Source organism: Ewingella americana, assembly GCF_006438725.1.
Taxonomy (GTDB): Bacteria; Pseudomonadota; Gammaproteobacteria; order Enterobacterales; family Enterobacteriaceae; genus Ewingella; species Ewingella americana_A.
Window position 1 is genome coordinate 270213 of the sequence record NZ_RCZD01000004.1, and the last position, 14486, is coordinate 284698.

10 protein-coding genes are annotated in these 14486 nt (G+C 49.0%); 4 read left to right on the forward strand and 6 right to left on the reverse strand.

Features of this window, described 5'->3' with window-relative positions; genetic code table 11:
* The first annotated feature begins 130 nt into the window (after positions 1 to 130).
* From rsmF to EAH77_RS09375, 3 genes are all read left to right on the forward strand, one after another.
* Complete coding sequence (gene rsmF / locus EAH77_RS09365; RefSeq protein WP_194150498.1) at positions 131 to 1600, forward strand: 16S rRNA (cytosine(1407)-C(5))-methyltransferase RsmF; 1470 nt, start codon at positions 131 to 133, stop codon at positions 1598 to 1600.
* Positions 1601 to 1899: 299 nt separating this feature from the next.
* On the forward strand, positions 1900 to 3621 hold the full coding sequence (locus tag EAH77_RS09370; RefSeq protein WP_140471962.1) for a diguanylate cyclase: 1722 nt from the start codon (positions 1900 to 1902) through the stop codon (positions 3619 to 3621).
* Between the two features lie 162 nt (positions 3622 to 3783).
* Positions 3784 to 4026 carry a DUF1480 family protein gene (locus tag EAH77_RS09375; protein ID WP_140471964.1) on the forward strand — a complete coding sequence of 81 codons (243 nt, stop codon included), beginning with the start codon at positions 3784 to 3786 and terminating at the stop codon, positions 4024 to 4026.
* Positions 4027 to 4076: 50 nt separating this feature from the next.
* Here EAH77_RS09375 and EAH77_RS09380 read toward each other — a convergent pair whose 3' ends face one another.
* The 3 genes from EAH77_RS09380 to EAH77_RS09390 are packed head-to-tail and all read right to left on the reverse strand — an operon-like array spanning position 4077 to position 10174.
* Positions 4077 to 4469, reverse strand: a complete 393-nt coding sequence (locus tag EAH77_RS09380) for an ASCH domain-containing protein (RefSeq protein WP_140471966.1) — start codon at positions 4467 to 4469, stop codon at positions 4077 to 4079.
* 30 nt (positions 4470 to 4499) lie between these two features.
* Entirely contained in the window at positions 4500 to 7409 is a 2910-nt protein-coding gene (locus EAH77_RS09385; protein WP_140471968.1) for a WG repeat-containing protein, read from the reverse strand.
* Positions 7406 to 10174, reverse strand: coding sequence for a WG repeat-containing protein (locus EAH77_RS09390; protein ID WP_140471970.1), 2769 nt, complete (start codon positions 10172 to 10174; stop codon positions 7406 to 7408). Before EAH77_RS09390 ends, EAH77_RS09385 begins: the two co-directional genes overlap by 4 nt.
* Positions 10175 to 10783: 609 nt before the next feature.
* Here EAH77_RS09390 and EAH77_RS09395 point away from each other — a divergent pair.
* Positions 10784 to 11971, forward strand: coding sequence for a M20 aminoacylase family protein (locus EAH77_RS09395; RefSeq protein ID WP_140471972.1), 1188 nt, complete (start codon positions 10784 to 10786; stop codon positions 11969 to 11971).
* A gap of 74 nt (positions 11972 to 12045) precedes the next feature.
* Here the strand turns inward: EAH77_RS09395 and EAH77_RS09400 are convergent, their stop codons facing one another.
* From EAH77_RS09400 to copD, 3 genes are all read right to left on the reverse strand, one after another.
* Positions 12046 to 12744, reverse strand: coding sequence for an extensin family protein (locus EAH77_RS09400; RefSeq protein ID WP_140471974.1), 699 nt, complete (start codon positions 12742 to 12744; stop codon positions 12046 to 12048).
* A gap of 471 nt (positions 12745 to 13215) precedes the next feature.
* Complete coding sequence (locus EAH77_RS09405; protein WP_140471976.1) at positions 13216 to 13551, reverse strand: YebY family protein; 336 nt, start codon at positions 13549 to 13551, stop codon at positions 13216 to 13218.
* Between the two features lie 48 nt (positions 13552 to 13599).
* Entirely contained in the window at positions 13600 to 14484 is an 885-nt protein-coding gene (gene copD / locus EAH77_RS09410; RefSeq protein ID WP_140471978.1) for a copper homeostasis membrane protein CopD, read from the reverse strand.
* Between the last annotated feature and the right edge of the window lie 2 nt (positions 14485 to 14486).

Below are 14486 nucleotides of genomic sequence, written 5' to 3' on the forward strand. Positions count from 1 at the left end.
GGTGGCCTTTTTATTGCTATCGACCTTGTGCTTTTTGTCTGAGCCTCTCTGCACGCGGCATATGCCGTCAGGATCATGCTAAACTCGCGTCAATTTTATTATCCGTTCACCATCGACGAGATCCCCGACTTTGTCCAAACATGCCCAAGCGTCAACACATACCGCTAAACTTCCTCCCGCATTTCTCAATGCCACCCGTGAAATCATGCCTGCAGAACTGAGCATGGATGAATTTATTGCCGCGTGTAACCGCCCGCTGCGCCCCAGCCTGCGCGTCAACACACTAAAAATCAGCGTGGCCGATTTTATAACGCTGGCAGCGTCCTATCATTGGGAATTAACGCCGATTCCCTGGTGTGCGGAAGGTTTCTGGATCCGTCGTCACGATGATGATGAAACCCGCCTGGGCAATGCCCTCGCCCACCTCGCCGGTCTGTTTTACATTCAGGAAGCCAGTTCTATGTTGCCGGTCACCGCGCTGTTCGCGCATCAGACCGAGCCACAACTGGTGATGGACGTCGCGGCAGCCCCTGGCTCGAAAACCACTCAAATCGCCGCATTAATGAAAAATCAGGGCGGTATTGTGGCGAATGAATATTCCGCCAGCCGCGTTAAGGTGCTGCATGCCAACATCAGCCGCTGCGGCGTTACCAACACCGCGTTAACCCATTTTGATGGCCGCGTTTTTGGCGCAGCATTGCCGGAAACCTTCGATGCCATTCTGCTTGATGCTCCCTGCTCCGGCGAGGGCGTGGTCCGTAAAGACCCGGATGCAATGAGTAACTGGTCTGAAGCAAGCGTCGTCGAGATAGCAGCGACGCAGCGCGAACTGATCAACAGTGCTTTTCATGCGCTCAAGCCCGGTGGCGTACTGGTCTACTCAACCTGCACGCTGAACGCACAGGAGAATCAGCAGATTTGCCAATGGTTGCTGGATGAGTACCCTGATGCCGCAGAAGTCGAATCACTGGAAGGTTTATTTGCAGGCGCAGAAAAAACACTAACCACCGAAGGCTATTTGCATGTCTTCCCACAGGTGTATGACAGTGAAGGTTTTTTTGTGGCCAGACTGCGTAAAACAGCCCCGATAGACCGCCTGCCAGCCCCTGGGTACAAAGTCGGCCGATTCCCTTTTTCACCTTTATCGCGCAAAGACAGTGCCGACGTCATTCTCGCGGCCAAGGCATCAGGTATTGTCTGGCCGGAGAAAACCATGACGCTGTGGCAGCGGGACAAAGAGCTGTGGCTGTTCCCTGCAGTCCTTGAGCCTTTATTTGGTAAAGTCCGTTTCTCTCGTATCGGAATGAGGCTGGCTGAGCGTTTTTCCAAAGGTTTCCGCTGGCAGCACGAAGCGGTTATCGCCCTGGCTGCAACGTCCAGTAGCAACCATTTTCCTATTGATGACGAGCTGGCACAGGCCTGGTTTCGCGGGGTCGATATTTATCCACCACAAACCCCGGATACCGATGAGTGCACCGTCGTCTGGCAACAGCAACCGCTGGGTTTAGCTAAGCGAATAGGCAGCAGAATAAAAAACAGTTTGCCGCGTGAACTGGTCAGGGATGGGGCTATACGCCCGCAGAATCTGACCACTGATTGAACGTACTGCGACCAACAACAAAACATCTGATCACCACCGTGAATATTTCCCGATAAATATTCACGGTCTGACTTTCCTGTTCGATTACCCAACGCTGATCACAGTAATAACATTTTATGCTGCTAAATCATCATATTTCCTTATATATGCCAGCCACCTAATTTGAATTATTAGTAGGAATAATCCTAAGCAGGCATGTATTATTGCGTTCATGAATGCGATGCTGGGAAATTATTATTTCCAGATATGAAGCATATAGCCTGCTGTTGAGTAAAAGCCCTGCCAGTCGGAGAAGTATCATGTCGGATGAAATTCAGTACCTATCAACGGAGGGTAACCTTCTTCGAGAAATGGCTAGCCTTCGCGATATCATCGACAACAACTCTGACTGGATTTGGGAAGTTGACGTGGAGGGCCGCTATGTCTTTTCATCCAATAAATGCATCGAATTCCTCGGTGTCCCCCCTGAGCAGGTTCTGGGTAAAACACCTTTCGATTTCATGCCCGCAGGTGAAGCTGAACGCGTAAGCGCTCAGTTTGCGGCTATTGCAGAGCGTCGGGTACCGTTTGGCGGACTGCTTAATCGCAACGTCCGCGCAGATGGAAGCGAAGTTATTCTGGAAACCAGCGGTATTCCACTGTTTGGCCCCGATGGCGAATTTCGGGGCTACCGTGGCATTGACCGCAACCTGACCAACCTCGATCAGGCCCCCGGGCAACGTCTTTTCCAGTTAGAAGCTATCTACTCCAACGCACCGGTCGGATTATGTTTTATTGACCTGCAAATGCGTTACGTCACTGTGAATGACGCCATGGCCAGTATTATTGGTTTGCAGCCTTATGAAGCGATAGGCCGCAAAGTCAGCGCATTCCTGCCCGGCCTCTCTCCCCTGCTAACCAATGCGCTAGAGTTGGCACAGCGTAACGAAGTCACACCCGACAAAGAGTTCTCACTGCCGGGCAATAACCAAATCTTCTTCGTACGCATTAAAACGGCTTTTGATACTCAAAATCAGCTCACCGGGCTGTCAGTTGCCATGACGGATATCACCAGTCTGAAACGCATGGAACGCGCATTGCGTGAAAGTCAGGAGCACTACCGCAATATGGTTGAGCTGAATCCACAAATTCCGTGGACTGCGGATGCGAAAGGCATGCTTAATGACGTCAGTTCACGCTTTCAACGCATAACCGGCATGACACGTCAGGATATTCTGGCAGATAAATGGATCCAGAGTATGCATACCGAGGACCGCCGCGGTGCCGTGCAGACTTGGGAGCAGTGCTTGAAAACCGGTGCGCCGCTGGATATTGAAGTACGTTTTTGCCACGTCGACCGGGGCTGGAACTGGATGCGCATTCGTGCTGCGGCCAGTTATGCGCCTGATGGCTCAATTCAACGCTGGTATGGTACAGCGGAAGATGTGCATGAGCGCAAACTGCTGGAACTCAAACTGGTTAAAGCTAACCGCCGTCTTGAGATTCAGGCCCGTACCGACTCGCTAACAAAATTGCCTAACCGCCGTGAATTCAAAAAAGTCCTTAGCCATGAGTACATGCGTGCCAAGCGTAACCGCTCACCGCTTTCTATCGTCATGATTGATATCGACTACTTTAAACACTTCAACGACCATTATGGCCACCTGTCCGGGGATGCCTGCCTTCGTCTTGTTGCCAGAACGCTGCGCAAGTCACTCAAGCGTAATACCGATATCGTCACGCGTTTTGGTGGTGAGGAATTCGCCGCGATCCTGCCTGATACCGACCAGAAAGGTGCCTGGATAGTCGCGCGCCAAATTATGGAATCCATCGAAAGTTTGGGTATCAAGCATAGTTTCAGCGAATTTAACCGGGTCACCATCAGCCAGGGCATTGCAACCTATTCACCTGCGTTCGACCCAGAGCTTGCCGACCAGTCAGATATTGTCAGTGCTGCCGATGAAGCGCTGTATTTGTCTAAGAATCATGGCCGCAATCAGATTAATGCCATGCCCGTCTCCGCCCGTCACAATCAGCTGTAGGTATTGCCTGGCCCTGCCCTTACTAACCTGAAAATCAGCAACGTGCTATGAGGAGAAAATTCTTATGGCACTTTCAGTGCTGTCGTCTATTCTCAGTAGATGACCCAAACTGGTCATACCTCCTCCAATGTATTCTGACTTTCACACATTAAGGTGACTCTTATGGGTAAATCCGTGATTCGAATAGGTAGTTATGAAATCGATGACGCTGAGCTGTCTACTCCCGAAGCCAAAGGGGGTGACAAGGTATACATCCCTTGTAAATCTGACCCTGATTTGTGTATGCAACTTGATGCCTGGGACGATCACACCAGCGTCCCGGCTATTCTTGATGGGCGCCACTCAGTCCTTTACAAAGAAAAGTATGACAGTCAGAAAGATGAATGGATTATGAGACTGGAGTGAGCACACATGGCGAACAAGGTTTGTTCGCCATGCAGCAGATACTGTGTAGATCAGAAGGTTTCGAGTAGAACAAACTTCATCAGCAGCAGGGGCATATTAGGGGAAAACATCTCGTACTCCTCAAAGAAGCGTTGATGCTCTGTACGCCAAGATGCCAAAGTTCTGTCACCTTCACCTTCTTCCCATGCGTGTTGTTCTGTGACCAAATCAAACGGGACTTGTTTAACTTCAGTAAGTTTTACTGCACATACCGGATTATTACGGCCATCCACAATCACAAAAATTTCGCCGGGTTCGGGTTCGCCTTCGTCATCAAGATTCGCGCAGGTCGCCGTTTTAATGCCATCAATGACACGTTTAGCGACTTCATCAGCTTGCGCCTCGTTGTCTCCAAAAGACCAACGCTCTGCGGCTCTGTACTTTTGTGGGATTTGAGGGATCATAATTTATCCTTTTAATTAATAGGGTTCGTGTTATTCGCTAACTGCATCATGAGGCGTACATTGTGCCGGCATATTTTGCGGCCACTGACGTTTACTTCCCACCCCATACAACACCTGAATACCGCACTCGTTATCAACACGCGCCAATGGCTTGCCAGTGATATCGATCATCATTGAAGTCTTGTCAGTTGAAACGACGCTGACATTGCTGTCAAACGGAGAAACGGCATTAAATACCGGTGGAATAACAAAACTTCCCTGTGCATTGATGAAGCCATAGCGGTTATCTACTTCAGCAAACGTCAGTCCGTCTGACAACAATCCCAGATCAGAATAGCTAATATCCGGCACGACATTACCCTGCGCATCAATCCACACTTTAGAGGTGTCATCACGGGTCAAAACTGCACGCCCGTTCACCATTTGGCTGCCTTTACCCGGGACAGATAGCACCAGTTTACCCGTTGCATCGACATAGCGGGTGGTGGCAACATCGTCCTGCGGATCATAAGATACCGACATTTCACTGGCGAGTGGCAAATACCATTTTCCTGCCGGCATAGCAGCAACACGCGCCCCCGTATTGTCAATCAACTCAGTGCCCTGTGCCGTCGTCCGTAAGGCCCGGCCCTTAACAAATGCAGAGCTTTGTGCCGCATTAACTGGCGCGATTTGCCAACTGCCCTGTGTGGATAAATAACCTTCCTGCGGCTGGCGTGAGAGTTTTATCCAATCTCCAACGGCACTGATTTTGGTCTGTTGCTCGTGCAGTTGGATATTGCCCTGAGCATCCAGCAACCAGGATTGACCGCCTGCAGAAGTGGCTAAAATCCGGCCATCGCTGAATTGAGTTACATTTAACCCCTCTGTCGGAGCAATACGCTGCTTCGCATCCGTTCCCACAACTTCCGCTAATACTGAAGACGCTGACGTCTCTGCAACGGTTGGATCGGTCAGTAGCCAAAGGGCACCGTTGATGCGCTTAACTTCAGCATATTTAGCTTCAACCAGAGTTTTGCCGGTCAGGTCAACAATGCCCCATAAATTATTCGGCAGTTGCACATCAGCCTGACTGTTGGAATAGTGCCCAATCGACTGGTACACGGGTTGTGAGATGACTTTTTGAGTCACTGCGTCATAGATCCCCCACAATGCCCCTTCAGCCGCAGTTTCACGATACCGGAACCAACCATTGCCCAGAGATTCAAGTTCAAAGACATCGGGCAAGTTATAATGCTTCCCACTGGCATCAATTGCGGTGAGCTTACCGTTCAGGTAATCAAGCGCATAACCAGCCTCAAAGGGTGAGATATTGTCTTCGGTCAGTGGAATGAGGATCTTACCTTGGTCATCAACCACGCCGGTACCTTGGGCAGTTTTTACGATGTAGTGATTACTACCCAATGCGTCAGACGCTTCGCCTGCTGCTGCAGGCTGAATATCCTGCCACTTACTGTCCAGTTGAAGAGAGCCATCAGCGCGGACAAAACCCGCCCCTGATTTAGACGTTGAATCTATCGGGCGAACTAAGGCAACTGGCAACGATACTGAAGGACTCTCAGCACCATTTTTAACCGGTTCGAGACGGTATCCATCAAGTGTTGCCATACTTTTCTGAGTAAGCAGCGCCTTGCCGTTCTCATCGACAATATTGACAGTCACACCCTGAGAATTGCGCAACCATAAACGCCCGTTGATAACCTCAGCATCGGACACCTGAGAAAGCCACCCGACTGTCTGTGCCCCACCGATCATTCCCCCGGAAGGTGAAACGATGGCATTTACTTTTTGCTGTTCGCCTTTGATTGTCACCAGGAAGCGTCCAGAGTCTTGCTTCAGCGGCTGGCTACCCGAAGGTAACAGCAGGGGTTGTTTGCGCCCAGGGACATAGACAGAAACGGACTCTTTTGACTGGTTATCAAGAACATAATTACCCTGATAATTTAATGAGCCAGCCGTTTCGGCATCAAATGATGCAACAACAGTACTGTCGTTATCGAGTAATTTTACCGTATCTGAATTTTTAGCCAGCCAGAATTCTGGAGTGACTGCTTTTACTGATTGATATTTTTGCGTGTCAAGGGAACCGTCAGCACGAATAATCGTGAGCCCATCATTGTTTGATGCTAACGCCAGTTGATGATTATGCTCATCTAACTGAATATCTTTAAATTGCGGAGCAACACGCCAGACCAGATTTTGGTCTGCAATGCCATAACCTTTATCCGCATCACGCGCAATAAATAACCTGCCGCTGGCGAAAGGTTGAAGTATTTCCATTTTGTCATTGGCAACGTGACGCGCACCGTCGGGTGAAAGCAGAACCGTTTTATAATCCAGTCTTAAACGCGCAGGCTCACCATCGCTTAACAACGCGGTATCCACTAACTCATCCAACGCCTCACCAACCTGAGCACCTTTGCGATCAATAAGTTGTACTTTGCCATTTGACGTGACAACAGCAAAACCTGACTGCGTAAAGTTCTGGACCTCATCATAAACCGGTTGTATCAGCCAATTGCCTGTAGGGTCGATGTAACCCCACTTACCGTTTTGTTTTGCCGCCGCCACACCGAAGTGGTAGTCACCGACATTGTCGAAGGTTGGTTTGATAACCAGTTGACCCTGTACATCAAGAAACCCCCAGCGATGCCCGCTCAGTCCTTTTTCCGATGCCACATCATCGACAGAACGGCTGGCATCAGGCAATAACACCGCTGCTCGGCCTTCGTGCACATCGCGGATACAGTTATTCTGCATCCGCGGTAATGCCAGCAAGAGTTGTTTGTCAGATTTCTGCATTGGCAAAGGGGCAAAACAGTCCTGAGTTTGCCCGGCAATAGCAGGATGTGTAATGGCCAATAACGCCATCATACTGCCTGAGCGAACAGCAAACCCTATAGCCCGATATAACGACACTGGAGACTTCGACCGGGTCATTGCGCGCCTCCGTTGGTACAAGTCACAGGTTTGGAAGGCCAGAATTGATGTCCTTTGCTGTCAGTGATTAGCCGCTGGTTACAACGTATCTGCAACTGAGCTACCACTCCACCGTTGGTATTGAGCAACTGAGTCTGACCTTTCATGCCAACCCATGCACGTTTCTCACTGAAATCGCTCGCCCACTCGAAGGCAGGGACCATGGTGAAACGCCCACCTAAATTGATAAAGCCGTAATTGGAACCGTAAGTGGATTGCTTAACGGCTTTCGCCAAACCATCTTTGATCGGGCCCACTTTTTCGAAATAAGGACCAATGATTTTTTTACCGCTAGAATCAATAAATCCATACAGGCCCTTAGTATCATGCAGTGGCACGGTACCTTCACTGGCGTTATCAATTTGAAGGCTATCCAGGCCGGCATAACGCTGTATTTCATCGCCAGAACTGTCGAATAGTACCGTTTCACCCGTTGTTGGATCATTGAGTACCAGACGTGCCATAGACGGTAATGGTTCTGCGGATTCAAACCCGTCGAGAGGCGCGCCACCTGATGAGTCAATCAAAACTACACGGTTATCACTGACGGCACTGGCCCAGTTAAGAGGTTGTACAAAGTTCAAGGCTGCGGAATAAAGCGGCTGTATTTTCCACTCGCCCTGGCTATCAATGGCACCAAAGCGTGGCTCAAAGCCAAGTAACACCCAGTCACCATCAATATCTGTTGAAGATGGAACAATAGATCTACTCACTACGGCACGGCCGTCGTTGTCGATCAAAGCCACGCCACCTTCAGCAGGTTGAATCAGCCAGTGATCCTTTCCGACATTGACCGGCTTACTGAGCAAATCAGTTGCCACCGTTTGTCCATTCTGCGCATTGAAAATGCTGAAATGATTGGCTGCACTGTCACGCTCACCCGGCCTATCATTGTCAGCCATGATGAACATGCCATCGCCAATATATTGGGGTTTGCTGCTAAGTTCCGTATAGGGGGAAATCGCCCATTTGCCGCTCATAGCGATAACACCCCACCCACCATCTGCCCTTGCAACGGCATAACCTTCATAGAAATCTTCAATTTCAGTAAATTGAGGTGCCGCCAGGATACTTTTACTGTTGATGTCCCACAGCCCCCAGCGGCGATCTTTGCCCTCGCCTTGCGCCGTCAGCAATATCCCAGCATTCATACGCTGGCTTGTTTGAAGTATTTTGGCAGGCACATCAATAATGTTACCAGCACGGTCAATCACATGCCTGCTGTCAGCTTTTTCATCCGTGGTCGCCCAACTGTAATCCCCCTCAAATGGGGTGATTTGGGTAAAAATAGGCTGAATAACCCATTTACCACTGGCATCAATTGCGCCCATTTTGTTGTTCTCGGTACGAACGACTAACGGAGCCTGATGAACGCCACTGTCAAATGCTGACCATTGTGGATCGGAGAAGACTTCTCCTTGAGAAGTCAGGATGGCAGCAGGCTTTTTATTGTCATCTGATTTCAGCAGTGCCCAAGGCAGGCGGTGGGAGGCATCACTATCTTCTGTAAAGGGAAAATCAGCTTTTTCACGTAATTCATTGGCAGCCAAGGGTTGAACCTGGTAATCACGCAAAGCAGCCAATGTAGTATCAGCCAATAACCCAACCCCGTTGGTATCGTATATTTGAATGATCTGTGCTGACTTTCCGTCAGTTTGCATTACCCAAAGTCGACTGCCTTGCTGCAAGAGCTGAGGTTTATTGGCTTTAACATTGATGAATTGGTTTTGCGGTCCAATAAGGTTAACACCTTTAGCACCTTTCGTTACCAGCCAGTCGCCCCATATAACGAACTCCCCAGACTGATCAATGGAGACATCCTGCACTTTTTCGAGCTTATTATTCAGTAATTGCTGAGCATTATTGGCATCTGTTACCAGCCAACTTCCCGACTTAAGTACATAAACCGTTTTATATTGGTCTTTGCTGAGAGAAACACCTTGCCTGTCGAAGAAGCTCCACCCAGTTTTTCCTTTAACCGCAACCGTGTCGCCATTGAGCAAAGGGGCACTGCGGGTTTTTAAAATCATGGGATCAATGGCCCATTCGCCATTCTCGTCGAGATACCCCCAATAGCCACTGTCTGCTGCGTCGCGTTTTTGCGCCGGAATAAGCCCTGACTGAGGATTTCCCAACGCCATTACGTCATCGGGAAGTGCCAGCGACTTACTGGTTACAGCATTCCATAATGCAGGTGATACCTGAGCCCGAACGCTGGCTAAAGACTGGCCTCTGACAAAACCCTCGCTGGTTAGAGACGCTGAAAAAGGTAACGTTTTAATAACCGCGCCTTTACGGTCAATCAAAGCCAAGCGGTCGTCAGCCACAACTAAAGCGGTGCCTTGAGCATTAAAATCTGTCGCCCGGGTAAAACGAGGTTCAATAGCCCAGTGGCCTTTTTTATCGATAAAACCAAAGCGATCGTCTTTACGCGCAACGGCCAAGTCATTGGAAAATCCGCGAACTTCACGGAAAATGGGCTCAATTACCATATGTCCAGTAGGATCAACATAACCCCAAAGCCCTTGAGCATCACGGATTGATCCCATTAAAACCGGCGCCAGACCTTGCTGAAAGGGCAATTGACAGTTTTCAGCGGTTTTAGAACTGCTGCATGCCCGTAACCACGCTTCGTCTGCGTGAACCGGCAAGCTAAACGTCGCATTCAGAACTAACGCTAAGGCGCTAAAATTTCTGAGATGTTTGAATGTGTCGGAGCAAATCATCCGATTCCCTTAATGGCAAGATAATGAGAAAGTTTAGCGCACAAACCCTGATGATATCCGCTGAAGACACGTTAAACGGTAAAATTCCGATAATAATCAAGTTCAATGACACCAGCGCGCTACTGCTTACAGGGTGTCAGCTTGTGAGAAAAAAAGCAGCTAATTTATTACCCTGCAACCAATGAATACACTTTATAACGGCATTTTTGCGTAAAAATTCAACGGTATTATAAATATTTTTAGCATCACTGCTTTTTTGGTGTTGAAAAGCCGACATCTCACAGATATCAGGCATTCTTTAGCTGTCAACGCTCACTGCAAAAACACCGTTCCGAAGATGCACTGCACGCCTTCAAATACTAGAAAACCCGGTCAGGTACGTCCATGGGAAATATCTTGGCTTGCGAGAAGTCTCGGAGAAAACATTAACCTGTTTCATCAGTTGCATAACGGTATTGAATTGAACATTCCAGACATAAATAAAACGTATCAAAGCTACGTTTTTCCCTGTTGCCATAAGCTTTTCCCCATTGCATTCTGTCTAACAAATCACGCCACTACTCGGCAATGAAACCGGGTATTTCTTTTCGGAGCAGACAGAACATTGCCATGAATAATAAAAAATTTTGCACCATCGCTGACGTGGCCGATCTCGAAACCAACTTGCGGGAGTTTCGCCAACACCTGCACCAATATCCTGAGCTTTCTAACGAAGAAACTGAAACGGCTGCTTTAGTCGCCAGCAGATTGCGCGAATTGGGCTACGAGGTGACCACAGGCATCGGTGGTCATGGAGTCATCGGGGCAATGAAGCGTGGCTCAGGAACACGCAGTATCGGCATACGTGCGGATATGGATGCGCTACCCATCACCGAGCAAACGGGAGTGCCATACACCAGTAAAAACACCGGCAAGATGCATGCCTGTGGCCATGATGGTCATACAGCAATGTTATTAGGGGCTGCAGAACAACTGTCCCGCAGCCAACACTTTTCAGGCACGGTTAACCTTATTTTCCAGCCTGCCGAGGAAAGTGGTTTCAACAGCGGCGCAGAGAGGATGCTTGAAGAAGGGCTGTTCGAACGCTTCCCCTGCGATGCGGTGTATGGTTTGCACAATCACCCTGGTTATCCTGTCGGTAAAATGATGTTCAAGTCGGGCCCTTTTATGGCGGCCTGTGACACCGTGAATATCACCGTCTACGGTAAAGGCGGTCATGCAGCTCGCCCACATATGACCGTAGACCCCATTCTGGTTGCCAGCAGTATCGTGATCGCACTACAAACGTTAGTCTCACGTAATATCGATCCAAACGAAACGGCTGTAGTGACTGTGGGTTCTCTGCATTCAGGCCATGCAGCCAATGTTATCCCAGAGACTGCACGGCTGGAAATCAGCGTTCGGTCGTTTGATGCGGACGTTCGTAAAATTCTTGAAGAACGTATCCGAACACTGGTGGAACACCATGCCACAGGCTACGGTGCACGCGCCGACATTGAATATGTCCCCGGCTATCCGGTTTTAGTGAATCACCAAAAGGAGACCGAGTTTGCACAAGAAATCGCAAAGGAGCTCGTGGGGGAGCAAAACGTTATCGAGAATTTACCCGCTATTTCTGGTAGCGAAGATTTTGCCTATTTCCTGCAACAAAAACCCGGCTGCTTCTTGCGATTAGGTAACGGTGATAGTGCGACACTGCATAATCCCGCTTACAACTTTAATGATGAAAGTCTGCTGTTCGGGGCTGCATTCTGGACCCGTTTGGTTGAGCGATATCTGGTTGATAAGCCTATCTGACAGTGCTTTTAAAAGGCCATAAGCTGGTGTGACAGCCTGACGCTATTTCTAACTGTCTGTAGTAAAACCCTTAACTAACGACAAAAACCAAACCAGCGCATCCCAAAATGAAAATGGTTAGCATGTGCCGCGTTGTAATCCGGGCCAATGGAGTTTCCAAAATACTGGCAACTTTCGTTAAAGATAAGGCGGATAAAATTCCCGCTTCCGCCCTCTTGTCTCCAACCTTTGAGTACGGTCACATTCGTACCATTGCCTAAATGAAAACCGGCGATATCCAGTGCTTCTGCCGTCGCGTGTTCGCTCAGCCGTCCTTCAGCACGGTTGTACACATTACGGCACGCGTAACTGCCAAGGTGGTCAATACGGGTGAGTGCAGAGCCAAGCTGCACTTGCGCCTGAGGCTTTACAACCTGTGAAACAAACATCGCACTGCTCAATGCCAGCCTGCAACTGGCCAGAAAACCAGAACTCAATGAAACCGTGCCAAATCGCTGCACGTAGACCGGCGAATATAGCGGACAAGTACCGCGCCTATTTTCGACAACAGCATACGAGATAGCGCCCGCCTCCCTGGTTTTTTCTAATACCGCCATACACGCCTCTGGATTGTTATCCAAACGACGCAATTTGTACCTGGTCATGAAATTAGGTGGATCACTGACCGACAAAGGTGCAAATGGATCGTATTGAGGAGGTAAAAAACGACTGATCCACGGAGCGGTGTAAATTAAAACAACAAATAGAATGAGGATACCGATAATGTATCGCATGAGCACTGGCCTTATCACCGTAAGATTTTATCTCTTACCTCTTTAAATTTATAAAGATAGTTAGATCATTGTAACTTCAGTTGGAAGATGCGATTCATCTGAATCCACTGATTCATTTCATTGGCGGCAAAGTACCGGCAGAAGGTCATAATCAATAGAACCCTATACAACTGAGGTGAGCTTAAGTGATTGTTTTTAAGGTAAGTTGCTGATTTTAAAAATGGGTAAAAAAAAGACCGAATACGATTCCTATATTCGGTCTAGGGAAATGGCTCTTGGGAGAGAGCCGTGCGCTAAAAGTTGGCATTAATGCAGGCGGTTAAGCCGTACAACTTAAAGCGTAGTTGAGTGTTGGTTATTTTCCAGCCAATTAGTAACCAAGTGATAATAATAACGCTAAATTAATATCACTTTGTGACAACAATCTCAAAACATTGGATTAACAATGAAGAGTAAGATGTTGATTACCTCTCAGCAGAGCGTTTTGGCTTTAGCGATAAAAGGTGCGAGGCTCATCTTCTGCCCTGGTTTTTTCGGGTCATCGAGTAGGATTGTCTCTAGCGGAACGGCCTGAACCTGATGGGCTTTAACCTGTGCTCTCGCGATATCATTGAGCGGATACTGGGCCAACGTACTGTCATTAATGACGTACAGCGCGCTACCCGCCCGACATTGCAACATGACTTCTTCACGGGTAAATGCCCAGTCTTTGCCATATTGCAAGCGGGTAACCGTCGCCAGCTCTGGTGCAGCGAAGCTGCTGGCGGAGATTGCCATCAACAAGCAGACAAGGAGTGATTTCCTCATGACTATTCCTTATTTTTCAAGATTTACGGATACAAATTTGACGATTGCTTAGCGCGGTGCCAGCGTGGCAAACCAACTCACCAGCAGCAAGACTGCCAATGACAAACCGACTTCAAGCCAGGTTGTTGCAATCAGGCGTTGGTGTGCCAGTCGTGGGTTGACCACCATCAGCGGGACCAACCTATAACGGTTGTAAATCGCAACGCCCACCATGCCCCCCACCAGCACAATTTTTCCCCATAGCAGCAACTGATAAAGAGACGACAAGTCAGTCGGCCAGTGCTGTAAAATGATGGCACTATTAAGTGTACCGGTGATGATCACTAAACCTACGGCAATGTGCCCACAGGTGGAAAATCGAATCAGCGTAGTGATCGCATAAGGACGCATAGCCTGCTGCTCAGTGTTGTGCAGACACCACAACAGCGGTACCAGACTGCCAAACCAATAAGCGGCGCTGAGCAAATGCACAGCATGATTACTTCGCTGGACAATGCCGAGCAGACCTTCATGCATCGCTGCATGGCCGATAAGTGCCAGGCTTAACAGAAGTGCAGCGCTGGATAAAAGTATTATCCTCGAGCGCCCGGGCAGCCAATCCATCAGGCAAACCAGTAGCAATATTGCCGTCATTAGCAGGTGCCAGCGCCAGACCTCGCCAAAGGTGGTAGTCAGAACCAGCAGCCACACATTCAGGTTCAGGCCGTCTTGCCAGCCGTTGCCCATCAAACTGGCCTGTATCGCCAACATGCCGATGGAGGTCAGCGCCGCCAGACCGGCGGAAAGCGTCATTAATCGCTGGTTCTGGTGAAGTAATCCTGCCGCGAAACCTTTGGGGGCAAGCAATGTCACCATGACACTGATGCCAAAAACCTGCATCAGCGAAGCAAAATGAATGAACCGGCACAGGACGAATAGAGTGGCCAAAGTCATCG